The organism is Aquibium oceanicum, assembly GCF_001889605.1.
Classification (GTDB): domain Bacteria; phylum Pseudomonadota; class Alphaproteobacteria; order Rhizobiales; family Rhizobiaceae; genus Aquibium; species Aquibium oceanicum.
Window position 1 is genome coordinate 86,282 of the sequence record NZ_CP018172.1, and the last position, 24,450, is coordinate 110,731.

The 24,450-nt window shown below is 61.1% G+C and carries 20 protein-coding genes and 2 pseudogenes; 12 read left to right on the forward strand and 10 right to left on the reverse strand.

The annotated features are described in order from the left end of the window. Positions 1-390: 390 nt before the first annotated feature. The 7 genes from BSQ44_RS25830 (at position 391) to repC (ending at position 7,550) form a co-directional block, all read left to right on the forward strand. Entirely contained in the window at positions 391-1,017 is a 627-nt protein-coding gene (locus BSQ44_RS25830; protein ID WP_072608366.1) for a response regulator, read from the forward strand. 3 nt (positions 1,018-1,020) lie between these two features. Next, positions 1,021-1,725, forward strand: a complete 705-nt coding sequence (locus tag BSQ44_RS25835) for an FkbM family methyltransferase (RefSeq protein ID WP_072608367.1) — start codon at positions 1,021-1,023, stop codon at positions 1,723-1,725. Then, on the forward strand, positions 1,715-2,260 hold the full coding sequence (locus BSQ44_RS25840) for a putative pterin-binding protein (protein WP_072608368.1): 546 nt from the start codon (positions 1,715-1,717) through the stop codon (positions 2,258-2,260). The genes BSQ44_RS25835 and BSQ44_RS25840 overlap by 11 nt, the downstream gene beginning before the upstream one ends. Beyond that, a complete protein-coding gene (locus BSQ44_RS25845; protein WP_072608369.1) occupies positions 2,257-3,522 on the forward strand; it encodes a sensor histidine kinase in 1,266 nt (421 codons plus the stop codon). The genes BSQ44_RS25840 and BSQ44_RS25845 overlap by 4 nt, the downstream gene beginning before the upstream one ends. 273 nt (positions 3,523-3,795) lie before the next feature. After that, positions 3,796-5,001: a plasmid partitioning protein RepA gene (repA, locus tag BSQ44_RS25850; RefSeq protein WP_072608370.1), complete on the forward strand. Its 1,206-nt coding sequence runs from the start codon at positions 3,796-3,798 to the stop codon at positions 4,999-5,001. A gap of 75 nt (positions 5,002-5,076) precedes the next feature. Then, positions 5,077-5,685 carry a plasmid partitioning protein RepB gene (repB, locus tag BSQ44_RS27860; RefSeq protein WP_335623288.1) on the forward strand — a complete coding sequence of 203 codons (609 nt, stop codon included), beginning with the start codon at positions 5,077-5,079 and terminating at the stop codon, positions 5,683-5,685. 542 nt (positions 5,686-6,227) lie between these two features. Continuing rightward, complete coding sequence (repC, locus tag BSQ44_RS25860; RefSeq protein WP_072608371.1) at positions 6,228-7,550, forward strand: plasmid replication protein RepC; 1,323 nt, start codon at positions 6,228-6,230, stop codon at positions 7,548-7,550. Positions 7,551-7,622: 72 nt separating this feature from the next. On the opposite strand, the gene BSQ44_RS25865 is transcribed toward repC, so the two are convergent. The 4 genes and pseudogenes from BSQ44_RS25865 to BSQ44_RS25880 all read right to left on the reverse strand — a co-directional run bounded on the left by BSQ44_RS25865 (position 7,623) and on the right by BSQ44_RS25880 (position 10,057). Next, entirely contained in the window at positions 7,623-7,832 is a 210-nt protein-coding gene (locus BSQ44_RS25865; protein WP_072608372.1) for a hypothetical protein, read from the reverse strand. A gap of 214 nt (positions 7,833-8,046) precedes the next feature. Next, the gene (locus tag BSQ44_RS25870) at positions 8,047-8,469 is read right to left on the reverse strand and encodes a type II toxin-antitoxin system VapC family toxin (RefSeq protein ID WP_072608373.1); all 423 of its coding nucleotides are present in this window, start codon (positions 8,467-8,469) and stop codon (positions 8,047-8,049) included. Beyond that, the gene (locus tag BSQ44_RS25875; protein WP_072608374.1) at positions 8,466-8,732 is read right to left on the reverse strand and encodes a type II toxin-antitoxin system Phd/YefM family antitoxin; all 267 of its coding nucleotides are present in this window, start codon (positions 8,730-8,732) and stop codon (positions 8,466-8,468) included. The genes BSQ44_RS25870 and BSQ44_RS25875 overlap by 4 nt, the downstream gene beginning before the upstream one ends. An 81-nt stretch (positions 8,733-8,813) precedes the next feature. Beyond that, positions 8,814-10,057: pseudogene (locus BSQ44_RS25880) on the reverse strand (site-specific integrase). Between the two features lie 112 nt (positions 10,058-10,169). Between BSQ44_RS25880 and BSQ44_RS25885 the strand changes: the two are divergent. Beyond that, on the forward strand, positions 10,170-11,210 hold the full coding sequence (locus BSQ44_RS25885; RefSeq protein ID WP_235633453.1) for a DUF1403 family protein: 1,041 nt from the start codon (positions 10,170-10,172) through the stop codon (positions 11,208-11,210). Between the two features lie 3 nt (positions 11,211-11,213). Then, the gene (gene scpB / locus BSQ44_RS25890; protein ID WP_072608375.1) at positions 11,214-11,888 is read left to right on the forward strand and encodes an SMC-Scp complex subunit ScpB; all 675 of its coding nucleotides are present in this window, start codon (positions 11,214-11,216) and stop codon (positions 11,886-11,888) included. Positions 11,889-12,343: 455 nt separating this feature from the next. On the opposite strand, the gene BSQ44_RS25895 is transcribed toward scpB, so the two are convergent. From BSQ44_RS25895 to BSQ44_RS25920, 6 genes are all read right to left on the reverse strand, one after another. Further along, positions 12,344-13,210 carry a TniQ family protein gene (locus BSQ44_RS25895; RefSeq protein ID WP_072608376.1) on the reverse strand — a complete coding sequence of 289 codons (867 nt, stop codon included), beginning with the start codon at positions 13,208-13,210 and terminating at the stop codon, positions 12,344-12,346. Beyond that, positions 13,207-14,088 carry a TniB family NTP-binding protein gene (locus tag BSQ44_RS25900; RefSeq protein WP_072608377.1) on the reverse strand — a complete coding sequence of 294 codons (882 nt, stop codon included), beginning with the start codon at positions 14,086-14,088 and terminating at the stop codon, positions 13,207-13,209. The genes BSQ44_RS25895 and BSQ44_RS25900 overlap by 4 nt, the downstream gene beginning before the upstream one ends. 12 nt (positions 14,089-14,100) lie before the next feature. Next, positions 14,101-15,714 carry a Mu transposase C-terminal domain-containing protein gene (locus BSQ44_RS25905; protein WP_072608378.1) on the reverse strand — a complete coding sequence of 538 codons (1,614 nt, stop codon included), beginning with the start codon at positions 15,712-15,714 and terminating at the stop codon, positions 14,101-14,103. A gap of 124 nt (positions 15,715-15,838) precedes the next feature. Then, positions 15,839-16,705: a TniQ family protein gene (locus BSQ44_RS25910; protein ID WP_072608376.1), complete on the reverse strand. Its 867-nt coding sequence runs from the start codon at positions 16,703-16,705 to the stop codon at positions 15,839-15,841. Continuing rightward, complete coding sequence (locus BSQ44_RS25915; RefSeq protein ID WP_072608377.1) at positions 16,702-17,583, reverse strand: TniB family NTP-binding protein; 882 nt, start codon at positions 17,581-17,583, stop codon at positions 16,702-16,704. Before BSQ44_RS25915 ends, BSQ44_RS25910 begins: the two co-directional genes overlap by 4 nt. Before the next feature lie 12 nt (positions 17,584-17,595). After that, entirely contained in the window at positions 17,596-19,209 is a 1,614-nt protein-coding gene (locus BSQ44_RS25920; RefSeq protein WP_072608378.1) for a Mu transposase C-terminal domain-containing protein, read from the reverse strand. Positions 19,210-19,414: 205 nt separating this feature from the next. Between BSQ44_RS25920 and BSQ44_RS25925 the strand changes: the two genes are divergently transcribed. The 3 genes and pseudogenes from BSQ44_RS25925 to BSQ44_RS25940 all read left to right on the forward strand — a co-directional run bounded on the left by BSQ44_RS25925 (position 19,415) and on the right by BSQ44_RS25940 (position 24,449). Beyond that, complete coding sequence (locus BSQ44_RS25925) at positions 19,415-21,955, forward strand: SPW repeat domain-containing protein (protein ID WP_072608379.1); 2,541 nt, start codon at positions 19,415-19,417, stop codon at positions 21,953-21,955. Positions 21,956-22,520: 565 nt separating this feature from the next. Continuing rightward, positions 22,521-23,980 (forward strand): annotated as a pseudogene (locus BSQ44_RS25935) (multicopper oxidase family protein). Between the two features lie 31 nt (positions 23,981-24,011). Further along, positions 24,012-24,449: a DUF411 domain-containing protein gene (locus BSQ44_RS25940; RefSeq protein WP_072608381.1), complete on the forward strand. Its 438-nt coding sequence runs from the start codon at positions 24,012-24,014 to the stop codon at positions 24,447-24,449. The last annotated feature ends 1 nt before the right edge of the window (position 24,450 follow it).

Below are 24,450 nucleotides of genomic sequence, written 5' to 3' on the forward strand. Positions count from 1 at the left end.
CAATGCCTTCTTTCCGCGAATCCGGTTTAGCTGAGCAAGAGGATGGAGGAGGATCGACCATGGCATTCGTGAATATCGCATCAGACGTCTTGCAGTCGTTCGTGTTCTATTATGTAACGATACTGCTTGTCGGACTGTAACCACCCGACCGGTCAGATTGATAGGCATCAGGTTCTCTCCACGATCGCCGTCGCCGCATGCGGAGGATTGCCAAATCGTGCGAGGCCCGCCGAATCTTACTGTCAGCAATCAAGTTTGATTGAAAGGGGGCATTTGCCTCCCGTTTTTGGCGATGGGGGATGGCGTCATCCCCTTTTGTGCAGTGGAAGAATCCGGTCTAATGCGGCTCGCTGGGCGGCGGGGTAACTCGATTGATCGGGAGACCGACTCATGCGCCGAGCCCTCGTTGTTGAAGACCAGAATCTGATGCGCTTGGCCCTAATGACCGAACTTCGCGCGGGGCTGCGAGACTGTTGTGTCGCCGGCGCCCAAACTCTTCCGCTGGCAAGGCAGCTTCTCGAGCAAGATCAGTTCGACCTTGTCATAACGGACCCCGGCTTGCCGGGCTTCGACCCCACTTCTCGTCATGATCGACTTCACGTGGTCGAGACGATCATCGAGGCCGCACCTGAGGCCGCACATATCGTCGTCACCGGTTCGGATGACGAGGACGAGGCTTTGGCCTGCCGTTTGCTTGGGGCCAGGAGCTATGTTTGCAAGACCGGGTTGGCTCCAGGCGAGTTGCGCAACGTCCTCGAGCGGATTGACAGGGGCGAAACCCCGATTCGCTTGTCTGAGTTGGACGCCGCGAAGCCGGATGTGCGCTTCCCTACCCTCACCCCGCGTGAAGACGAGATTCTCGCAATGATGATGCGCCGCAAGGCGGGAACGAAGCGACGGGAGGTCTTCGAGACCATGTCGAGCAAGACCGGGATCAACCCGGCAAGCGCCGAGAAATACTATAAGCAGGCGCGCGCCAAGCTGCTGAAATTGGGCCGCCTTCCAAAGGGGCTTTGACGGATGACCGAACTCACCGTCCACGGCGTGCGCGTGCCGATCTCTCCCGAAGAAGTTTCCGCCGAAATCTGGCGAGCATTGCAGACCGGCAGCTACGAGGCCAACGAGGCGCGACGGATTGCTCGTGCGATTCGACCCGGAGATCGTGTCCTCGAACTTGGCGCCGGGTTGGGAGTCATCACATCGATCATAGCGTCGGTCGACGACGTTCGCGTCTGGAGCTTCGAGGCGGATCCGCAGACCACCCAGCTTGCCCAACGCGTTGTCGATCTGAATTGCAGCGGCAATGTCCTGCTCTCGAACGGTATCCTCGCCGCAGGACCTCCCCAGAAGGTTTCCTTCTTCCGGCGATCGGATTTCTGGATGTCGTCGGGGTTTGCCGACCAGGGACCTTACCAGCAGGTCATCGAGATCACGTCGCAGGACGTCGACGCCTTCATAGCGAAGCACCGCATCAACGTCCTGGTCATGGACGTCGAAGGAGCCGAACTGGAGCTCCTTCAGAATGCGTCACTACCGGGGATAGAGCGCGTTTTCCTCGAACTGCACGACCACCTCTATGGTCTGGCAGGGGTTCAAGCGATCACCGTGGCCATGGCGCACAAGGAACTCATCTACGATCCTAGGGGATCGAGTGGCCCTTGCGTCCTGTACTCGGTCGACGATGGGGAAAGGCAATTCGATGCGGAGGTTGCCCATGCGACGTGAAACCTTCCTTGGCGCCGTCTCGGGGCTGTTGGCCTTCGCATCGACGGCCATCGCCGCCTATTCCGATCCCAGCATCCTGACCATCGAAGGTAGTCAGCGGACGATTTCTGATCGATATCCCGTCGAGCGGCTGCGCTCGGACTTCGAGAACGTCGAAATCGAAACGCGAACGCCGTGGACCAAGGAAGGCGAAACCATCAAGTTCCGGGGTCCGAGGATCGCTGACGTTCTGCGGAGGCATGGGCTGCAGGGGGACAAGTCGGTGCAGTTCATCGCGTACGACAATTTCACCTCGGAGATCCTGTTCGAGGAGATCCAGAGCTACCAGCCGATCTTCGCGATCGACCGCGCCTGCGTGAGCGCGGACGTCCGGACTGGTAGATGCAAGGCAGAACAGGAATTCACGCCGCTATCTCCCGAGGAGCAGGGACCGATCTTTCTCGTCTGGCCCTATGATCAGCTCCCTGCGGAATATGTACCCGCCCGCAATTCGATCTGGGTCTGGTTCGTCGTCGCCGTCAGGCCAGTGGAATGAGCGGGTATGCGCCGGGGCTCAAAGCCGCCCTCCCCTTCGCAAGCTTGGGTATCGCGCTGCTTCTCTGCGGCGGTGCCTTCGTCCGATCCGAACAGTATCGTGCCGAATCGGACCTGAACTACAGTCAGACGTACGAGGTTCAGTGGCGGACGACGCAGATCCGTGAGCATCTTGCTCGCATCCACGGCGAGCTGCGCCTGGCGGCGGCGACCGGCCGGATGGAAGCTGATCTCAAACGCCAGGTCTTCCTGCTCAATGCGAATGTAGACCAGCTGCTAAAGCTCGAGTATGCCCGGAAATTCTTGGGCGACCGCGATGTTGAGTTGTTGCGCGGCTTGCAGGCCATGGCGAGCGATCACCTCGATCCGATTCTCGAAGGCAGCACGGACTTCAAAGGCGCACTTCAGGTCATGCCTGAATTGGAACAGCGGATGTTCGAGGTTTCCGGGACCGCTGTCGCGCATGCCGAGACCTTGAACACGACGGCGCATATTCAAGAAGCGGCGTCGCGAAACAGGTTTCTGTTTGCGGTAGCAGTGGTACTCGCCGCTGTCGGCTATACGATCATCCATTTGCGGAATGCTTTCACCAAAAGGCAGGAGCAGCACCTGCGGTCGTTCTCTTCGCTCTACGCGCACATGACGCGGTCGCGTGTCACCGCCTTGAAGCTGTTTCTCGGCTATCAGGACGAAGAGAGCGCAAAGCACCCCGAAATGCTAGTGCCGGCAAGAGAAGCGGTCCAGCAGCTGGAAGCCATCACGAACGGCCTCGGCGCAATAGCGTATGCGAATAGGGACGCTCGTCGGGAAAGTCTGGCGACGGTTCTCGATCAGCTAAGCACGATCGGTCCCTGCAAACTTCATATGCGTGTCAGCCCGGACGCCGCTCAGGCAAAGGTGCCGGCTGCGCCGATGCGCCTGATCCTCGATGAACTTGTCCAGAATGCCGAAGCCGCGCTTGGAGACCGGCCGAAAAGCCAGATCACGGTCGTCGCGAAAGTTAAAGATCGCCGCTTCGTCAAGCGGCGTGACTTGGTGGTCGAGATTCTCGATGATGGCCCGGGTATGTCAGCCGACGTAATGGCGAGGGCGAAAACGCCGTTCTTTTCTACGCGTGCAGGCCCACACACCGGGCTGGGGCTGACAGGCTGCGCGCAGATGGCGGCGGCTTTCAACGGGACGTTGGTGCTCAATTCGGAATATTCCAAAGGTACGTCAGTCCGAGTTTCAATTCCGATCGAGCCCTTCGATGGTCACGAATGAGGTGGAATTGACAGCCGTGCAAGGCGAAGAGTTCTGCTGCTATTTCAGCAGCATAGGCCCGGCGCGATACTCCTCGGCGTCGCCTGCATGGTCATTGCACGGATGGGCGTTTTCAGCGAACCCTTGTCCGGTTGTCCCAGAGCGCCGTATGCCGTTGGATGACGTTTACTTTCTGTTAACGAAAAACTTCTTGCTGGATCGTACGAATCGGCCATTAATCACGCTTACGACGCGGTTCGCTGCGGAAAAGCGTTATTCCGAAAATGGGCGCCGATGAATGTGATGCCAGAGATCGATGTTGAGCTTGAGTTCGACGAAGAGATTCTCGAGCAAGGAGAGCTCATTTCCGACAAACTGAACATGCTGCGGCTTGAACAGTATCCTCCGGATGCATTGAAGGGACTGCGGCGGTTCTCGTCGGCCGAGGTGGCAGAGTTTCTTGGAGTTACCCAGAACCATATTAAGAAGCTGCACCTCGAGGGCAAGGGTCCTGCCCCGGACGTCTCAAGTTCCGGGCGGCGTTCATATACGGCACAGCAGATGTTGGAGCTGCGTCACTACCTCGACAAACATGGCCGTTCGGACTTCAAGCGTTATGTGCCGCAACGTCGACTTGGCGAGCCGCTTCAGGTTATCTCAGTGGTCAACTTTAAGGGCGGCAGCGGTAAGACTACGACCGCCGCCCATTTGGCGCAGTATCTGGCGCTGACCGGGCATCGCGTGCTGGTGATTGACCTTGATCCCCAGGCGTCATTGTCTGCGCTTCACGGCGTGCAGCCCGAACTCGACAAGAACCTCTCGCTTTATGAAGCGCTACGGTATGACGAGTACAGGAAGTCGATTAAGGAGGTTATCCGCCCGACGAACTTTCCTGGCCTCGATATCGTGCCTGCCAATCTAGAGCTCCAGGAGTACGAGTACGAGACGCCGTTGGCGGCATCGAATCGAAATTCGCCAGAAGGCCGCTTGTTCTTTACGCGCATTTCCACCGCACTTAGCGAAGTCGACGATCGCTATGATGTCGTCGTGATCGATTGCCCGCCACAACTGGGCTACCTCACACTAACGTCGCTGACGGCGTCGACATCCGTTCTTATCACTGTGCATCCACAGATGCTCGATGTCATGTCGATGAGCCAGTTCCTGCTGATGCTTGGCGGCATTCTCCAATCTATCAAGGAAGCCGGGGCCACTGTCCGGCTGAAGTGGTTTCGCTATTTGGTTACGCGCTACGAGCCCACCGACGGCCCTCAGGCCCAAATGGTGGGCTTTCTGCAGGCGCTCTTCAACAAGCGCATGTTGAAGAATCAAATGCTCAAGTCCACTGCCGTCTCCGATGCGGGGATTACGAAGCAAACCCTCTACGAGGTCGAGAAAAGTCAGTTTACTCGTACGACATATGAGCGAGCGATTGAGAGCTTGAACGCCGTAAATGCGGAAATCGTCTCCCTTGTGCACAAGGCGTGGGGGCGCAGATGATTGTCTTGACAGCCGTGCAGATCGGCAATTCGCCTTACAGTTTCAACACGTTCACGGGTCATCCTCGGTGTGCGAATGGCTAGAAAACACCTCCTCGCAAGCGTGACAGCTTCATTGAAGGCTGAGAGATCACAATCATCGTCGGAAGCTCGATCCGAGTATACGAGGAAGGGTGCATCGCGTTCGATGCGGCAATCTCTCGACGAGCTTGCCGAGAGCAGCATGAAGATGCTTGCAGGTGAAACAGTGGTTTCGCTAGATCCAGCTGACCTCGATAGCTCATTCGTCGCCGACCGAATTGACGAAAGCGATGAAGAGTACGCACAGCTGCGAGAGGCCATCAAGCAGTCTGGCCAATCGACGCCGATCTTGGTGCGTCCGCATCCTGATGCTGCGGGTCGGTACATGATCGTGTTCGGTCATCGCCGGGCCAAGGTAGCGCGGGAACTCGGGGCTCTGGTTCGAGCGGTGGTCAAGCCGCTCGCCGATATCGAACACGTGATTGCGCAGGGCCAGGAAAACACCGCCCGGTCCGATCTGTCATTTATCGAGAAGGCGTTGTTCGCGCAGCGATTGCTCGACCAAGGAATGACCAGGTCCACCATCAAGTCTGCTTTGACCGTGGATGATACGCTGCTCTCGCGCATGTTGTCTGTCGCCGGGGGATACCTAAGCCCGTTCTGAGCGCTGTTGGTGCTGCCAAGGGAGTCGGCCGAGACCGCTGGGAAGAACTGAAGAAGTTGGTTCAGAATCCGACGAACGCGGAAAGATCGGTCGAGTTTGTCGAGGCCGACGAGTTCGCCAAGGCTCAAGACAGCGAGCAAGGGTTCAATCTTCTTTTGAGTTTTCTAAAGAGCACTAGGACCCCGAGAAAAGCACGTGTCATTCCTGGATCGAAGGTCTGGGCTCCAGAGGATCGATCACTCGTAGTCGCTGTCAATCCCGGGCAGGCGGTCTCTCGCTCGAGTTCAAGGACAAGGGAGCCAAGCCTTTTGGCGAATGGCTCGCCAGGAATCTGGACAGCCTCTACGAGGCCTTCAGAAAATCGGAAAATAGATAACGGAGATCGAACCAGCAATAGAAAAAGGCCCCCGAACGTCACCGCGCGGAAGCCCTTCTCGTATTCTCTGACAAGATCGAGAATCGCAAATCCGCGAATCACTGTCAAGAGTCTCGGCGTCGTTTCGGCGAGCAGGTTTCTTTTGCCCAACGACAGGTGAAGGAAAATGCAGACGCATATGACAACGACGCCCTTTGGGCGGCGGCCGGTGACGCTTGCCATGATGGCCAGCCAGGTCGCAGCGAACGCCATGCCCGAGGGCGCCAGCGTTCAGAAATGGCATGTCTTCAAATCCATACGTGAAGCCAAGGATATGATCGGCGCCACGGATCGCTCCTTGGCGATTCTCAACGCGCTATTGTCTTTCCATCGGGATATGGAGCTTTCGGCCAAAGGCGAACTCGTCGTCTGGCCGTCGAACGAGCAGCTCATGGCCCGCGCGAATGGCATGCCGGCGACAACATTGCGGCGTCATCTGGCCGTCCTGGTCGATTGTGGGCTGATCATCCGCCGGGACAGCCCAAACGGCAAACGCTTTGCACGCAAGGGTCGGGGCGGGCAGATCGAACAGGCCTACGGCTTCGATCTGTCGCCGATCGTCGCGCGTGCCGGGGAGTTCGCCGAACTGGCTGAGACGGTTCAGACCGAAAAGCGCGCCTATAAGGCTGCCAGAGAGCGCCTGACCTTGTTGCGCCGGGACATCGTGAAGATGATCGACGCCGGCATCGAGGAGGGGGTTGCAGGCAATTGGGGCAAGATGACTCGGACCTATCAAGGGATTATCGGCCGGCTCCCGCGAACCGCCCCACGGCAACTTATCGAGGATATCTGCGAGGACCTGGATCTGCTTTGGATTGAAATCCGTGACGCACTGGAATCTTTCACGAAAACACAGAATCCGGACGCCAATGAGTCCCATTCCGGTCGCCACATACAAAATTCAAACCCAGACTCCATATCTGAATCTAAAAACGGCTCAGGAAATAAGCAAGAAGCGGGCGGCAACGCTGCGGAAAACGACAACCTGCACAGCTTGCCCAAACGGGAATTGCCCTTGGGGATCGTGCTGGACGCCTGCGGAAACTGGCGCGAGCTGGCCAAGGATGGCGAAATCCACAACTGGCGCGACTTTCTGGCGGCGGCGGAGGTCGCCCGGCCGATGCTGGGGGTCAGCCCCAGCGCCTGGCGAGAGGCCTGCGATGCGCTCGGCGAACGCCAAGCGGCGATCACGTTGGCCGCGATCTATCAGCGCGCTGATCAGATCAATAGCGCCGGCGGCTATTTACGCAGCCTGACCGATCGAGCCCGCGACGGGAAATTCTCGGCCTGGCCGATGGTGATGGCGCTCTTGCGCGCGAAACTGGATACCCAGAAGGCGGCCGCGCAGACCCCAGGCGGGTCGCCGGACGATGGCGATGGCGACAACAGGGAAGGGCGGCTCGAGGTGTCGGAAGCGCTTCTCAGAAGCTTGCGCAGGCCGAAATCGTGATGGCGGATGTATCGGTGCGTCCACAGACGGCTGATCGGTGGCACGGCCGCGTGCGTGGATCAAGCCAGGAGCTCATCTGTCGCCCACTAGACCGTCGAACGCCTCAAGCAGCGCATCCACGATTGCTTGACCCAGCGCCTGAGCCGTCTCGCCGATTTGAGCTTCGTCTCCGCGGCGGGAAGCGGTGGCCAGATTCGAACCCTGATCTGTCAGGATCGCATTGGCCCGATCGATCGCCCATTGTGCGAAATCGTCCCGGCTGTCGACGATTCTTTGTTCCACGACGGCGCGCCCCGCGTTTACGATTCCTTTGGCCGATCCCGGCTACGATCAGGGTGCGCGATAGGTATTGCGTTCGCGCGAATACATTCGTGGCCTCTCGGAATTTGCTGAACAAGCCGTTCCGCTTCACCCTGTCGAGAAGATCCTCGACCCCTGAGGGAGCCGCGTAGATGAACACGCAGATGTCCCAGATGGCCGTGGTGTCGGCCGGGATTCATGCAGTCCAAGGATCGAATAGCTCGAAGTCAAAACCCTCGAAATCCTTCGTGTTGCGGGTCGCCAAGGTGAGCTGTTTCGCCGTCGCTGTCGCGGCGATCAGGCCATCCATGGATGAAAGGCCGCGACCGTGCCGCTTCGCCAGCGCCATCAGATCGCCCCAGACCAGAGCGATCGTCTCGTCAACATGCAGCACTCTATGCTCGAAACGCTGTGGGAGATCTCGCGCTAGCCATTCGGCTAGAGCCTCGCGTTTCCGCCCTGCGTCCATGAGGGCGACGCCGCGCCGGATTTCGGCAATCGATACCACGCTGATGAACGAATGGTCCTCATCGAGTTGGTCCAGCCATCCTAAGACTCTTGGGTCGGGGGCAGGCTTCGTCACCTCGGAGAGGACATTCGTGTCGAGCAACACGTTCACAGCTGCAGATCACGTGGTTCGTCGCGCTGACGCTCGAGGTCAAGCTCGGCGCCGCGCATCGGCGAATCCATCAGGAACTCCGCAAGTGTGCCCTTTCGCACCGTCTTGCGCTGCCATTCCTCGGCCGAGACGACAACCACGCTTGGCTTACCGTTCCGGGTGATTGTTTGAGGTGCAGACTGCGCACGCTCAATGACCTCCGACAGCCGTGCCTTTGCTCCGGCGACCGTCCAGCTGGCGTCTTCTTTGGGAGCAGATAGCATCGTTGACCTCCATGACCACGTTGACTATCATGACTATATGAGCTTGCCCATTCGGCCGCAACAGGGCAGGGGAGGGGCTTTTCAGAGCCCCGAGGCCTTGGTGAGGTTTACTCGGAAGCGGTCACGGCGGCGCTGATATTTGCGCGTCATCTCCGCCGAGGTATGACCGAGCTGCTTTGCACGTAGCGTTCGTCGACTTCGGCAGACGAAGCGAGGCCTGACCGAAGTGAGTGCCCTGCAAACAGCTTGCCACGCTTGCTCTCCGGCAGATCGCCGCGGACACCGGCGGCGAGAGCGGTCCGCTTGACGAGGCGGGCGACTTCCTGATCGTTGAGGCGCTCGGCACCGACCTTCTTTCCTTGCCCGGTGACGCGCCGGAATAATGGGCCATGCGCGATACGCCCGAACTTCAGCCATGTTTCCAACGCGACCACAGGGCAGGTGGTATCCGACGAGCCGCGTCCCACTTCAACTTCGCGCCAGCCGGTCTTGCCGCGCAGCGTGACCAGCATGCCCTTGTCGAGGATTTCCACCCAGCCAGAAGAATCCTCGGTCTGTTCGCGGCCGACGTCGAGTCCAACAATCTCGGAGCGGCGCAGGCCGCCGGCGAAGCCGAGCAGCAGCATGGCTCTGTCCCGCATTCCGCGCAGGGTGCCGCGATCAATGGTTTCCAGCATGGCGATCAGATCCTCAGGCAGGATCGCTTCCTTCTGTCGGGGAGGAGAGGCGTGCTTGTTGCGGATGCCGGCCATGACGGTTGCGATATGGCGATCCTTGCGGTCGAGCGGCTGGCCGCGCTGCGCAAAATTCCAGGTGAGGGAGGACAGACGACGCTCGATCGTCGACACCGCTTTTTTGTCCCCTGAATTCGTACCTGCCGAACTGCCTGATGCGAGTGCTGTGATGTAGAGCCCGACGACTTGCGGATCGGGCGGGGTGGCCAAAAAACCTTGGCGCCGGCACCAGGAGGAAAAATGCTTCCAGTCGGAGGCGTAGGCACGCCGCGTGTTGGCGGAACTCGCTGCTTCGACATAGTCGCGGGCGCGGTCGGCGAGTTTTTCAAGATGATCGGGCAGGCGCTCGATCTCGCGGGCTGCAGCCGGCAGGGAAGGGGAGGGCGCTTGGGCTTCCGCTGGCGGCGCTTCCGGCCGACGGCCCATATCCATGACGATGTCAACGATGTCGGGCAGGTCGTCGGCGATCAGGTGATCGCGCTCGGTCGATCCAGCCGGCCCGGTTTGGTCGTCATCCGGCGGCGTTTCCTGTGATCGAGCGGAGCGATGCCGAGCACGGCGTTCGCGGTTTTGATCGACGAGAGAGGCCATTTCCTACATAGAGAGCAAACGACCGATAATGCAACATTATCATTCATTATGATGCCACGACAGGTGCGGCGGTTCATTGCCTTTTCGATTGCGAAAAGCGCCGCGGTGAACCATGCTGCCGCTAATGATTCTGCGCCCGCAACCCACCTCGCGCCAGCACACCACGCTTGGTGGTGCCGCTTCGACCGCCCCGATGGCACCAGTGCCGGCCTGGCTGCGCCGGGCCGTCCCGGATGCGCAAAGCCTTGCGGGAAAAGGTGTGGAGCCAAATGCCCTTGAGGATGTCGCGCTCGCCGCCGGCGCCGCCATTGGCGCGCTCGATGCCGTGGTCCGCCGGCAGGAGCGTTGGTCCGGCGCCTGGCGGCAGCGGCTGGCCCTTGCGGCGGCCGCGGTGACGACAAAACAGGCAGGGCGCGCCGAGGACGAAGGTCAATTGCGTGATGCCATTCTGCTGACAAGGCCCGGCGACGATGTCGGCCCCGCCGGCCGCATGTTTTCGGGGTGGCGCAGGCTGGCCGGAACACCTGCGGAAAAACTGCTGACCGTGGCGAGCATCGGCACGGTGCTGGATGATTTCGGAATTGCGCATGACGATGCGGCGATCGGCGATCTGGCGCACGAGCTTCGCCAGAATTTCAGCGCGGGAGTCGTTGGACTATTGACCGGCGCTTTTGCGGCTGCCGAGCGCCATGGGTTCGGACGCGTGGCCGGGGCATGGTTCGCCGACGCTCTTGTTGCGCAGCGCCTGGGCTGGGCACATGCGGTGCCGCTGTTGGGTCGAGAAGCATCCCTGGGCGCAAGAACTAGCCTGCGTCGATCGGCAGCCAGCGCCGTGGTTACCAGCATTGAGACGGATGCTGAGCGTGTCATCACTCTGCTTGCCGCGCAGGCGCGCGCCCCGCTGCGTGCCATCGATCTTTTTGCCGAGCTCGGGCGTCGCGCGGACCGGCTGCTCGGCGTCGCGCCAAAACTGAGGGCCAGGGCGGCGGACGCCGTGGTCGAAAGGCTGTTGTCCGACGATGCCATGGTCGCGTCCCAACAGATCGCAGGCATGAGCGACCGTGGCCTGCGCCGGCTGTTCGATCGCCTGGTCGAGCTCGGCGCCGTGCGTGAGCTCTCCGGCCGCTCAACGTTCCGCATCTACGGGCTTTAGGAAATGGCTGAAGCAGCGCGCAAGCGGCGAGGCCGATCAGATGACCAGCGATCAGGCGACCGCCTGTTTGATCGGGAGTTGGATCATCTGCCGCCGGAGGCGCGCTGGCGCGAGTGGATGCACCGCGTCGAGGCCACGATCTTCGCGGCGAGCGAACCGGTCGGCCGCGAGGCGCTGGCGCGGATCGTGGGGAAAAGCTGCAGCATCGATCTGTTGATCGACGATATTCGCGAAGAATTGCGCGGACGACCCTATGACCTGGTCGCCGTCGCCGGCGGTTTTAGGCACCTGACCCGCCCGGCCTATGCCGACGCCATCCGCGCCGCGATCGGCCAGGGGGAGTCCGCCGGCAGCCTCAGCGAGTTCGAAGTGCTGGTGGTGACGGCGATCGCCTATTTTCAGCCGATCACGCGTGGAGAATTGTCGTCCTTCTTTGGCAAGGATGTTTCGCGCGACCTGATCGGCCATCTGCGCGGCGCCAAGCTGATCGCGTCCGGTCCGCGCAGCCCGACGCCGGGCGCGCCGTACACCTACGTCACGACCAAAGAGTTCCTGCTCGAGTTCGGACTCGGTACGTTGCGTGATCTGCCGGATCTCGAGTCGCTCGAGGACGCAGGGCTGCTGTCGAAGGAGAAGCTGCTGGCGGGCCAAATCATGCCAGAGATCGCCACTGAGTGAAACGTCTGCCGCCGGCGCCGCTAGTCGCCTGTAATAGATTCGCAATCGGTTTAGATAGCCCCATGTCCAGCACAGGCGACCAGTCGACCGCTCCTTGATGGCCAACTGGAACTAGCGCATGAATGGCGACAAGCTCGAACAGCTGCTGGCCGAGACGATCTCGCTCGTCATGGCAAGCGGGGCCGTCAGCGAGCGTCAGCTATAACGCGTCGTGGTTGACACCATAGTGCAGACCGAGGCCGTGGCCCATCCCACCGACAGCCATCTCTCGCTGCGCGCGGTCCAGTGGCTGAACGGGCCGCGAGCGCTCAAGGCGTGCAGTCACGCCAGGTCTATCTGCGCATTGCACGCAGAGCCAGAAAGGAGGCGGCCTGTCGCTTGGCACTTAATTGTAAGAATGCGCCGGCTTGGTCGAGGCTTGGCATTTAATTGTGAGAACCGCTGCTTCAGGATTCTCAAATTAAGTGCATCTGCGAAGACACGTTCGACCGGTGAGCTCGGGCTATTATGTTTTCGGCGGCGTCAGTGAACCGGACCCTGTTGTCACCCATCATGTGACCACGCAGCATTCGGAGCATCTCCGGTCCGGCACGCTCGACAATGGCAACACCGGCCAGCAGAGCCGGCCGCAGTTGAAGCGGTAGGATCGGCTTTGCAGGTGTGGGCAGGTTCTCCTGTTGCTCGGCAATGACATGATCGAGGTCGGGGACGATTGCGCCCAGAACTCTGAACCGCCAAAGATTCTCTTCGCGCGGCGGTGGCCACGTCATCCGTCGCATCAGAAGAAGCCGGGCGATTTCCGATGGCGACGCCCAAGTGCGGATGTCGCGTTCGGCTTCATCATCGAGCAGCCTTTCGCCGTGGAGAGCTGCGGCGCAATACTGCCGGAAAGGGCAGGGGAGTTCGCGACCGACGGCATCCAGGAGTTGGCTTCCACACAGAGGGCACGTAATGCGCCACCCCAAAAGCTGGCTTCGCAGGATCGGCGCCGGTTCCGTATATGCCGGGCTGCAGCTCGTGCAGATCTGCGTTGGCCGCGCGGCGATGAGCCGACGCGATGATTGCGCGACATTTGTGAAGGCCATTCGACGAACCACGGCCGGTTCGGTGGCAAACATGTTGGCCAGGCGGATTTCCTGATCACTGCTCAATTGGAGATCGGTCGCGCGCAACGCGGAGGCCTCCGGCAGGCAATGCCTGAGCATGACAAGCGGAGGGACCGCGTAGAAGGCGGCATGGCGACTGATCCAGGAGGACAGTAGTTCATCAGAATGGGGCGGCAAGCACACCGGCAACTGCCGTGGCGGCGTGTTCTCGATCATGCGTATGCCGCCTCGGCATCGAACTCTGGCTCCCAGTTCTCGACTGCTTCGTCGTTGATGTGTTCGCGGCCGCTCTCGATGGCTTCGACGGCCAGGCTGTTGATCATGTGGAAGATGCTGGCGGTGATGCCCTCTGTGATCTGTAGGATCCGTCGCAGCGACTTCGGCGTAAGCACCGAAGGCCGACGCAGCGGGGTATTGCGCAGAATCGACGCTACCAGGGTTTCGAACTGTTCGTTCGCAGCCCAGCGGCTCAAGGTGAACTGCTCGAACCGTCGCGCAAGCTGGACGTCGCCGCTGATCGCCTCCCGTGCCTCGTTGACGCCGAAGCAGACCAGGGAGATCTGCAGACGATTGCTGAGGAAGCGGAGCGTATTCAGGACGATGCGTTGCTCGCGGTAGGATCCGGCGAGGATGTTGTGCACCTCGTCGATGACCAGCACCTGCACGCCGATCGCTTCCATGATCCGCAACGCCGCCTGTTCCATCTGGGCAATGTCGGCGCGAGGCCGCTGCGGCGCGCCGAGAAGGGTAAGCAGTTCAGCGTAGAACCGCCGCTCGCCGGGACGGCTAGTCATTTCCATGGCCAGGACCGGCGTCTTCAACGTACCCGTCAGAGGATTGAAACTCGACGGGTGCTCGTCTCGAAAGCGCTTCATGATCATGGTCTTTCCCATGCCGCTATCGCCGTAGATCGCGACCGAGGGCATGCGCGTGCCGCGCGGATGGTCGAGGAGCCCGCTTAGCCGGTCGAGCGCCTGCTTGGCGCGCGGGTAGAGAACCCAGCGGCGTGATCGTATCGCTCGAATGCGTCGCTCGTCAGTTTCGGCAAGCAGTGACGCAGCGCCGGCGGTCAGGTGGGAGATTCCATCGTTCATATTCACTCCAGCTCAATCTGTATCCTCTACAAAGGGTACAGGTTTGCTGGAGTCGACACCGCGGAGCGAGCCCCATCCCCGATCATCCACTTTCGATTTCGAAGAAGCCTTCCCGCGTCGCGCAGCCGCCGTTTTCTTGATGGCTGTTTCGACCAATTCTCGCTGTGCGATGGCGGTGCGGACGATGGCGCCGGTGTCGACTTCACGGCGGCCTTTCGCCAGAAGGGTGCGTCGGGCGGTAACTGCCTCGTGCAGTGTGATCGAAGGCAGGGTCACGTCGGCATAGCGCGCCTCCACGAAGTTTCCAGATGACCGCCGAATGAAGATGCGCGCCAGGTCGCGCGGATCGTACTTCACAAGCAGGCGGCGGTCAGAACGCCCGACGTCGGCGCTCAGCGCCGCCGACCAGTAGCGCAGGCCGAACAGATGGATCCCAGTCGGCCGCAAGGTGCGCTCCTGCTCAGGCAGGAAGGTTAGCCAGAAGCGGAGCCGATCCTGTGGCAGTCGAAGCGGGATATCGCCCTCGTGCTCCCGCCAGACCGCAATCGGCGGGCGGCCCAGGGTGCCGTGGATCGACTGATGGTAGGAGCCGACGATATCGAGTGCAATATAACGCTCGAGTTCACGCAGTGTCAGTGCCGCGTGCCGCTTTGAGTCGTACTCTCCCAGCTCCTGTTCGTTGCTGAATGTTGTCCCGGGCAGCAGGTGCAGCTTTCCCATCTGCGAGCCGATCAGACGCTCGATGTGACCGCCGAAGCGCGGCTCGCCCGGTGGCCGCCATTCGATTGCCATACCGGCATCCTCACAACCTCTCTTGAATGCACGGCTGCGGAAGTCGGCGCCGTTGTCGACGTGAACAGTGTCCGGCAGCCCAGCGACGGGCCACGGCTCCGTGACCTCGCGTTCTCTCAACCATGCCGATTTGTCGAATACGGAGTGTAGAAGGCACAGACTGGTGGACAGCCGGGACGGGGCATCCATCGTAAGATAGAACCCGGTCACCATGCGGCTGCAGACGTCCATCGCCAGTGTCAGCCACGGTCGACCGAGGGGCTGCCGGGTTTCCTCGTCGACGACGAAGACGTCGGCCTTCGTATGATCCATCTGGACGACTTCGAGGGGTCGGGACGCACCGAACACCCCGGGAACAGGCGTCGTCGCCTTGACGATCTTCTGTTCGCCGCGGCGCTGGGCACGCTTTTGCAGGTCGATGTCATCGAGGCGGGTCACTATCGTCCGGCGATGCGGTGGCTTGAGCCCCGCCGACATGCAATTCGCCTGCACGTTACGGACCAGCTGCGAAACCGTCGGCCGGGTCCGCTTCAGATAGTGTGAGTTGATCGTCGCGCGGATGATCTCTTCTCGCTTCTCGTCCAGGGTACGATGACCCTCCGGGCGCCCACGTTTGCGATCCACCAGAGACAGAACGGTCCCGCCGGCGCGGAACAGCTTGACCAGGCGGTATGCAGTTGCCTGGCTAAGGCCGAGCTCGGCCGCGAGTTCCGCAACATCTCCGGCCGTCGCGCCCTCAGGATTGCGTTTGAGAAAGCTGCGGATCGCGTCCGCACGCCGGCACGCTTCATCCCAAAGCGCCTCATCAATTTCGTCGGGAAATGGGTCGCTCATGAAGGCTCGCGAGTGAAAAACTCCGAGAGTCGGAATTCTCATGTCGCTTGGCACTTAATTGTAAGAATGCGCCGGCTTGGTCGAGGCTTGGCATTTAATTGTGAGAACCGCTGCTTCAGGATTCTCAAATTAAGTGCATCTGCGAAGACACGTTCGACCGGTGAGCTCGGGCTATTATGTTTTCGGCGGCGTCAGTGAACCGGACCCTGTTGTCACCCATCATGTGACCACGCAGCATTCGGAGCATCTCCGGTCCGGCACGCTCGACAATGGCAACACCGGCCAGCAGAGCCGGCCGCAGTTGAAGCGGTAGGATCGGCTTTGCAGGTGTGGGCAGGTTCTCCTGTTGCTCGGCAATGACATGATCGAGGTCGGGGACGATTGCGCCCAGAACTCTGAACCGCCAAAGATTCTCTTCGCGCGGCGGTGGCCACGTCATCCGTCGCATCAGAAGAAGCCGGGCGATTTCCGATGGCGACGCCCAAGTGCGGATGTCGCGTTCGGCTTCATCATCGAGCAGCCTTTCGCCGTGGAGAGCTGCGGCGCAATACTGCCGGAAAGGGCAGGGGAGTTCGCGACCGACGGCATCCAGGAGTTGGCTTCCACACAGAGGGCACGTAATGCGCCACCCCAAAAGCTGGCTTCGCAGGATCGGCGCCGGTTCCGTATATGCCGGGCTGCAGCTCGTGCAGATCTGCGTTGGCCGCGCGGCGATGAGCCGACGCGATGATTGCGCGACATTTGTGAAGGCCATTCGACGAACCACGGCCGGTTCGGTGGCAAACATGTTGGCAAGGCGGATTTCCTGATCACTGCTCAATTGGAGATCGGTCGCGCGCAACGCGGAGGCCTCCGGCAGGCAATGCCTGAGCATGACAAGCGGAGGGACCGCGTAGAAGGCGGCATGGCGACTGATCCAGGAGGACAGTAGTTCATCAGAATGGGGCGGCAAGCACACCGGCAACTGCCGTGGCGGCGTGTTCTCGATCATGCGTATGCCGCCTCGGCATCGAACTCTGGCTCCCAGTTCTCGACTGCTTCGTCGTTGATGTGTTCGCGGCCGCTCTCGATGGCTTCGACGGCCAGGCTGTTGATCATGTGGAAGATGCTGGCGGTGATGCCCTCTGTGATCTGTAGGATCCGTCGCAGCGACTTCGGCGTAAGCACCGAAGGCCGACGCAGCGGGGTATTGCGCAGAATCGACGCTACCAGGGTTTCGAACTGTTCGTTCGCAGCCCAGCGGCTCAAGGTGAACTGCTCGAACCGTCGCGCAAGCTGGACGTCGCCGCTGATCGCCTCCCGTGCCTCGTTGACGCCGAAGCAGACCAGGGAGATCTGCAGACGATTGCTGAGGAAGCGGAGCGTATTCAGGACGATGCGTTGCTCGCGGTAGGATCCGGCGAGGATGTTGTGCACCTCGTCGATGACCAGCACCTGCACGCCGATCGCTTCCATGATCCGCAACGCCGCCTGTTCCATCTGGGCAATGTCGGCGCGAGGCCGCTGCGGCGCGCCGAGAAGGGTAAGCAGTTCAGCGTAGAACCGCCGCTCGCCGGGACGGCTAGTCATTTCCATGGCCAGGACCGGCGTCTTCAACGTACCCGTCAGAGGATTGAAACTCGACGGGTGCTCGTCTCGAAAGCGCTTCATGATCATGGTCTTTCCCATGCCGCTATCGCCGTAGATCGCGACCGAGGGCATGCGCGTGCCGCGCGGATGGTCGAGGAGCCCGCTTAGCCGGTCGAGCGCCTGCTTGGCGCGCGGGTAGAGAACCCAGCGGCGTGATCGTATCGCTCGAATGCGTCGCTCGTCAGTTTCGGCAAGCAGTGACGCAGCGCCGGCGGTCAGGTGGGAGATTCCATCGTTCATATTCACTCCAGCTCAATCTGTATCCTCTACAAAGGGTACAGGTTTGCTGGAGTCGACACCGCGGAGCGAGCCCCATCCCCGATCATCCACTTTCGATTTCGAAGAAGCCTTCCCGCGTCGCGCAGCCGCCGTTTTCTTGATGGCTGTTTCGACCAATTCTCGCTGTGCGATGGCGGTGCGGACGATGGCGCCGGTGTCGACTTCACGGCGGCCTTTCGCCAGAAGGGTGCGTCGGGCGGTAACTGCCTCGTGCAGTGTGATCGAAGGCAGGGTCACGTCGGCATAGCGCGCCTCCACGAAGTTTCCAGATGACCGCCGAATGAAGATGCGCGCCAGGTCGCGCGGATCGTACTTCACAAGCAGGCGGCGGTCAGAACGCCCGACGTCGGCGCTCAGCGCCGCCGACCAGTAGCGCAGGCCGAACAGATGGATCCCAGTCGGCCGCAAGGTGCGCTCCTGCTCAGGCAGGAAGGTTAGCCAGAAGCGGAGCCGATCCTGTGGCAGTCGAAGCGGGATATCGCCCTCGTGCTCCCGCCAGACCGCAATCGGCGGGCGGCCCAGGGTGCCGTGGATCGACTGATGGTAGGAGCCGACGATATCGAGTGCAATATAACGCTCGAGTTCACGCAGTGTCAGTGCCGCGTGCCGCTTTGAGTCGTACTCTCCCAGCTCCTGTTCGTTGCTGAATGTTGTCCCGGGCAGCAGGTGCAGCTTTCCCATCTGCGAGCCGATCAGACGCTCGATGTGACCGCCGAAGCGCGGCTCGCCCGGTGGCCGCCATTCGATTGCCATACCGGCATCCTCACAACCTCTCTTGAATGCACGGCTGCGGAAGTCGGCGCCGTTGTCGACGTGAACAGTGTCCGGCAGCCCAGCGACGGGCCACGGCTCCGTGACCTCGCGTTCTCTCAACCATGCCGATTTGTCGAATACGGAGTGTAGAAGGCACAGACTGGTGGACAGCCGGGACGGGGCATCCATCGTAAGATAGAACCCGGTCACCATGCGGCTGCAGACGTCCATCGCCAGTGTCAGCCACGGTCGACCGAGGGGCTGCCGGGTTTCCTCGTCGACGACGAAGACGTCGGCCTTCGTATGATCCATCTGGACGACTTCGAGGGGTCGGGACGCACCGAACACCCCGGGAACAGGCGTCGTCGCCTTGACGATCTTCTGTTCGCCGCGGCGCTGGGCACGCTTTTGCAGGTCGATGTCATCGAGGCGGGTCACTATCGTCCGGCGATGCGGTGGCTTGAGCCCCGCCGACATGCAATTCGCCTGCACGTTACGGACCAGCTGCGAAACCGTCGGCCGGGTCCGCTTCAGATAGTGTGAGTTGATCGTCGCGCGGATGATCTCTTCTCGCTTCTCGTCCAGGGTACGATGACCCTCCGGGCGCCCACGTTTGCGATCCACCAGAGACAGAACGGTCCCGCCGGCGCGGAACAGCTTGACCAGGCGGTATGCAGTTGCCTGGCTAAGGCCGAGCTCGGCCGCGAGTTCCGCAACATCTCCGGCCGTCGCGCCCTCAGGATTGCGTTTGAGAAAGCTGCGGATCGCGTCCGCACGCCGGCACGCTTCATCCCAAAGCGCCTCATCAATTTCGTCGGGAAATGGGTCGCTCATGAAGGCTCGCGAGTGAAAAACTCCGAGAGTCGGAATTCTCACATTAAGTGCCAGGCGCCAAGAGCGATTATCAAATTAACTGCTGATTCTCAAATTAAGTGCCGGCCTAAGCATCTGGAATCGTTTGTAGGGCATTCTCACAATTAAGTGCCAAGTCACACCTCGGGAAGTGACCGCAAACAGAAAGGCGGAGGGGTAAGCAGGTATGGCCGGCGAGAAGGAAATTGTCGTCGTTACCGGAAGCAGCGGCTTCATCGGTTCGGCGGTCATCGAAAAGCTCGCCAGGCGTTTCACACTTGTCGGTTTTGATCGCGAAACCTCGCCCCATCCGCCCGCCGCGGCCGAATGCATCTGCATCGATCTCACCTCGGACGACAGCGTCGAGGCGGCGCTGAAACGATTGCGCACAGGCTATGGCAACCGCATTGCATCGGTGATCCATCTCGCCGCCTATTTCGATCTCACAGGCGAAGCGAACCCTAAATACGAGCAGGTGACCGTCCGCGGCACGGAACGGCTGCTGCGAGGGCTTCAGAAATTCGAGGTCGAACAGTTCGTTTTCGCCAGCACGATGCTGGTGCATGCGCCCGGGAGGAAGGGAGAACCGATTGACGAGGACTGGCCGCTCGACCCGAAGCTGCCCTATAGGGAATCGAAGATTCGCACCGAGGCGCTGATCCGGGAACAGCGGAAGTCCATCCCCACTGTCATGATCCGTCCGTCCGGCGTCTACGATGACATGTGCCATTCGGCGTTCTTGTCCCGGCAGATCGCGAGGATATACGAGCGCCAACTCGTCAGCCACGTCTATCCGGGCGATCTCGACGCAGGGCAGCCTTTTCTGCATCTGGACGACCTGACCGACGCGCTGCTCGCGATCGTGCAGCGGCGCAAGGATCTGCCGCCGAAGCTGCCGCTGCTTCTGGGAGAGACGGAGACACTCAGCTTTGACGAGATTCAGCGCGAGGTGGCGCGGCTCATTCACGACGAGGATTGGGAGACGCGGGCGATTCCGAAGGCGTTGGCCAGGACCGGAGCTTGGGTCGAGGGCGAGATCCTCGACGAGGATCCCTTCATCAAGCCGTGGATGGTTGACATTTCGGACGACCACTACGAACTCGACATCTCGCGCGCCCGGAGCCTCGTTGGCTGGGAGCCAAAGCATTCCCTGCGCGACACGCTCCCGGAAATGATCGAGGCCCTGAAAGCCGATCCGGTCGGCTGGTACAAAGCCAACAAGCTGAATTCCGCCCGGGTTGCGGCGGTCGCAGCCGAAGGAAAACCGGAGAAGAAGGGGGAACGCTCGGAGAAACACCACGCCATAATGCGCGAGCACATGGAAAGCATGCGGCAGATGCATTTCGACATGCAGTGGGTGCATTTTCTGAACATCCTGCTCGGGTTTTGGCTGGCGACCAGCCCCTTCGTGTTCGGCACGTTCGGCGAGGACACCTTCAGCGCCGCCGTGATGGGCATGACGGAAGATAGGGGCCTATGGGAGCCGTCGCTGCGCAACAATCTGACAGCCTGGAGCGACCTGATCAGCGGCCTGTTGATCATGGGCTTCGGAGCACTCTCCCTGTCGCCCCTCTTCAGCTGGGCGCAATGGGCCAATACGGCTGTCGGGGTGTGGCTGCTCTTTGCGCCGCTGATCTTCTGGACTCCGAGCGCGGCCGTCTATGCCAACGACACCTTCGTCGGCGCTCTGGTCATAGCTTTCGCCATACTGGTGCCGATGATGCCGGGCATGAGTATGGAAGGCATGATGGATTCCTCCGACATGCCGCCCGGTTGGACCTATTCGCCGTCGACCTATCTGCAGCGCCTTCCGATCATCGCGCTCGGCGCGATCGGATTCGTCATTTCGCGCGTGCTTGCGGCATACCAACTCGGACATATCGACGGCGTGTGGGAACCGTTTTTCGCTGGCGATGCCATCCGGAACGGCACCGAATTCATCATCACCTCGGATGTCTCGAAAGCCTGGCCGGTCGCCGACGGCGGCTTGGGCGCCACAACTTATATGTTCGAGGTGCTGATGGGGCTAATGGGGGGACGCGCGCGTTGGCGGACCATGCCTTGGATGGTGCTGCTGTTCGGCTTCGTTGTCGTGCCGTTGGGCGTCGTGTCGATCTATTTCATCATCATCCAGCCGATTGTGATCGGCACCTATTGCACGCTTTGCCTGCTGGCGGCGCTTGCCATGCTCATCATGATCCCGTACTCGCTCGACGAGTTGGTCGCCATGGGCCAGTTCCTGGTCCAGAACACACGCCGAGGCCGGCCATTCTGGCGGTCCTTCTTCATGGGCGACGCGTTGCCGGGAAGCGGCAAGGACGAGAAGCGGCCCGGTTTCGACGTGCCGTCGCGCCAGTTGGCGTGTGACGCGGCCCGCGGCGTCACCATTCCCTGGACCCTCGTCGTCAGCGCGGTTCTCGGCGTCTGGCTCATGTTCAGCCGCCTCGTCTTTGGCACGGAACCGCCGATGGCCGACAGCGACCACCTGGTCGGAGCCTTGATCCTGACGGTGGCCGTGATCGCGATGGCAGAAGTCGCGCGGCCGCTACGCTTCATCAACATCGCCTTCGGCTTCTGGCTGATCGGTGCGCCATGGTTCCTGTTGGGCATTAGCGGGATCGCGACAGCCAACAGCGTGGTCGTCGGCCTGTTCGTGATCGGCCTCAGCCTGCCGCGCGGCGCCCGTAGCGCCGAGCATTACGGCGGCTGGGATCGCTATATATTCTGACAGGAAGCGGGTCCGAACGTCGCACAGCCTGGAACCTGCTTGCGCAAAAGGCGCTCGGGCCCCATTATAGCGCTGTCATGACTCGATCGTACAAACATCTTCTCGCCATGCTGCTCGCGATCGTCGCGATGTCGGCCTTGAGCTTGTCGGCCGTCCAGGCCGGCACGATGGCCGTTGAGATGTCCGGCATGGCCGATGGAATGAGCGCGTCCGGTGATTGCGTGACGCCGTGTCCAGGCGAGCAAGACGACGCGGACCCGATGGCATGTCCCCCCGTGTGCGTAGCCCCTGTCGTTGCCGTGCTTCCTTCGATCATGACGTTGGACGTCGCATCGACATCTCTCCATTACGTCTTCCCCTACTCTCCCCATCTCGGGCGGGAGTCCTTGCCAGACCCATATCCTCCCAGGACCCGCGGCAGCGCCTGATGCTATCGGCCGCTTTCGCGGCCGATCCGAGCATCTGCGTCCGTTTGTGTGCCGTAACGCGCGCAGAGGCTAATCCCTGATGGCAGTCGAGACCTTCCTCGGCTTGCTGTCAGCGGTGATCGTGGAAGGTTTCTAAAGTGAATTCTGATTTTTCGATTCTCCGCCGGAGGTTTCTCCAGGCAGGCGCTGCTCTTGCGGGCGCGAGCTTTCTGCCGACCGGAATTTCACGCGCGGCCGGCATCGACGAACGGAGGCTGACAGTAGCTCCGGGCCGCGCGCCATTGCTTGGCAAAGACAAGCCAGAGTCGGACGTCTGGACCTACGATGGCGTCGTCCCGGGCCGCTGCTGCGCGTCCGCCAGGGACAGCCTGTCCGCATCCTCGTCGAGAACAGGCTCGACGAGGACACCACTGTTCATTGGCATGGCATCCGCCTTCCAAATGACATGGACGGCGTGCCAGGGCTGACGCAGCCACCGATCCGGCCTGGCGAGACATTCACCTACGAGTTCACCCCGCCGGACGCCGGAACCTTCTGGTACCATCCCCATGCCAACAGCCTCGAGCAGTTGGGACGCGGCCTTGCGGGAGTCCTGATCGTCGAGGAGACCGAGACTGTCGCGGTCGACCGTGACCTCCTGTGGGTCCTGAGGGACTGGCGGGTGACGTCCGAAGGTCAGATCGCGTCCGGCTTCGGCAACATGATGGAAGCCGGGATGTCCGGCCGCGTCGGCAACATTGCCACGCTGAACGGCGCGGTTCCCGGCGACCAACCCGTTCGGGCCGGTGAACGCGTTCGCCTCAGACTCGTCAACGTTTCGCTCGCGCGCATCATGGGTCTTCGTTTCGAAGGACATGATCCGCTCGTCGTCGCGATCGACGGACAGCCATGCGAGCCGCACAGGCCGGAAGACGGCCGTCTCTTGCTCGGTCCGGCGATGCGCATAGACCTCATGATCGACATGACGGGCGTACCGGGCGGACGGTACCGGGTCACGGACGATTTCTACAAGGGACTGGAATACGAGCTGTTAGTGTTGGCCTATTCGGACGAAGCTCCTCTGCGGACGACGTTTCCGGAGCCGATTGCCCTGCCGCTGAATCCCCTTCCCGAGCCCGACCTTTCCGCGCCTGACCGTCATGACCTGACCCTTGAGGGCGGCATGATGAGCCGCATGAAGGGAGCCGGAGGGATGGGTCGCGGAATGATGCAAGGCATGGGCGGCATGATGGGCATGGGGCAGGCGCTCTGGTCCATCAATGGGACGTCGATGACCGGCGACGGGCACGCCGACATGCCCCCTCTGATGTCGCTGGCGCGCGGAAAAACGCACCTGATCACCATGCGCAACCTTACTGCCTGGTGGCATCCGATGCACCTTCACGGTTTCAGCTTCCGGGTACTTACGCGCAACGGGGCGGAAGCGCCTTACAGCCAATGGGCGGACACTGTGCTCATGGCTCCCGAAGATACCGTCGAGGTGGCCTTCGTCGCGGACAATCCCGGCGACTGGATGCTGCATTGCCATGTCACCGATCACCAGATGGCTGGCCTCATGACCGTGCTTCGCGTCGCCGACGCGGGGCAAGAAAAATAGAACCTCAACGATAACCGCGAAAGGAATACCAATGCTACGCGCTCTCACCCTGATCACGCTCCTCCTGGCCGGAGGCGTCACCGTCCAAGCGGAAGAGGCCCTCAAGGCCACCCTCTACAAGAATCCTCAGTGCGGCTGCTGCGAAGGTTACGCCGATTACCTGCGTCAGAACGGGTTCGAGGTCGAGGTCAAGCCGACCAACGACCTGACTCAGATCAGCCGCAAGGCCGGGGTGCCCGAAAACTTCCAGGGCTGCCACACGATGTTCATCGACGGCTACGTGGTCGACGGGCACGTCCCGGTCGACACCGTCCGTAAGCTGCTGTCGGAGCGTCCCGACATCGCGGGCGTCACCTTGCCCGGCATGCCGCTCGGCTCGCCCGGAATGGGCGGTGAGAAGACCGCACCGTTCGAGATTTTCGCCGTGACGAAGGACGGAAAGACGCCCGCGCTTTACGCGACGGAGTAGG

Coding starts and splice junctions, on each gene's coding strand:
- BSQ44_RS25830 (WP_072608366.1), top strand. CDS start 391: ATGCGCCGAGCCCTCGTTGTTGAAGACCAGAATCTGATGCGCTTGGCC.
- BSQ44_RS25835 (WP_072608367.1), top strand. CDS start 1,021: ATGACCGAACTCACCGTCCACGGCGTGCGCGTGCCGATCTCTCCCGAA.
- BSQ44_RS25840 (WP_072608368.1), top strand. CDS start 1,715: ATGCGACGTGAAACCTTCCTTGGCGCCGTCTCGGGGCTGTTGGCCTTC.
- BSQ44_RS25845 (WP_072608369.1), top strand. CDS start 2,257: ATGAGCGGGTATGCGCCGGGGCTCAAAGCCGCCCTCCCCTTCGCAAGC.
- repA (WP_072608370.1), top strand. CDS start 3,796: ATGAATGTGATGCCAGAGATCGATGTTGAGCTTGAGTTCGACGAAGAG.
- repB (WP_335623288.1), top strand. CDS start 5,077: ATGGCTAGAAAACACCTCCTCGCAAGCGTGACAGCTTCATTGAAGGCT.
- repC (WP_072608371.1), top strand. CDS start 6,228: ATGCAGACGCATATGACAACGACGCCCTTTGGGCGGCGGCCGGTGACG.
- BSQ44_RS25875 (WP_072608374.1), bottom strand. CDS start 8,732: ATGCTATCTGCTCCCAAAGAAGACGCCAGCTGGACGGTCGCCGGAGCA.
- BSQ44_RS25885 (WP_235633453.1), top strand. CDS start 10,170: ATGCTGCCGCTAATGATTCTGCGCCCGCAACCCACCTCGCGCCAGCAC.
- scpB (WP_072608375.1), top strand. CDS start 11,214: ATGGCTGAAGCAGCGCGCAAGCGGCGAGGCCGATCAGATGACCAGCGA.
- BSQ44_RS25895 (WP_072608376.1), bottom strand. CDS start 13,210: ATGATCGAGAACACGCCGCCACGGCAGTTGCCGGTGTGCTTGCCGCCC.
- BSQ44_RS25900 (WP_072608377.1), bottom strand. CDS start 14,088: ATGAACGATGGAATCTCCCACCTGACCGCCGGCGCTGCGTCACTGCTT.
- BSQ44_RS25905 (WP_072608378.1), bottom strand. CDS start 15,714: ATGAGCGACCCATTTCCCGACGAAATTGATGAGGCGCTTTGGGATGAA.
- BSQ44_RS25910 (WP_072608376.1), bottom strand. CDS start 16,705: ATGATCGAGAACACGCCGCCACGGCAGTTGCCGGTGTGCTTGCCGCCC.
- BSQ44_RS25915 (WP_072608377.1), bottom strand. CDS start 17,583: ATGAACGATGGAATCTCCCACCTGACCGCCGGCGCTGCGTCACTGCTT.
- BSQ44_RS25920 (WP_072608378.1), bottom strand. CDS start 19,209: ATGAGCGACCCATTTCCCGACGAAATTGATGAGGCGCTTTGGGATGAA.
- BSQ44_RS25925 (WP_072608379.1), top strand. CDS start 19,415: ATGGCCGGCGAGAAGGAAATTGTCGTCGTTACCGGAAGCAGCGGCTTC.
- BSQ44_RS25940 (WP_072608381.1), top strand. CDS start 24,012: ATGCTACGCGCTCTCACCCTGATCACGCTCCTCCTGGCCGGAGGCGTC.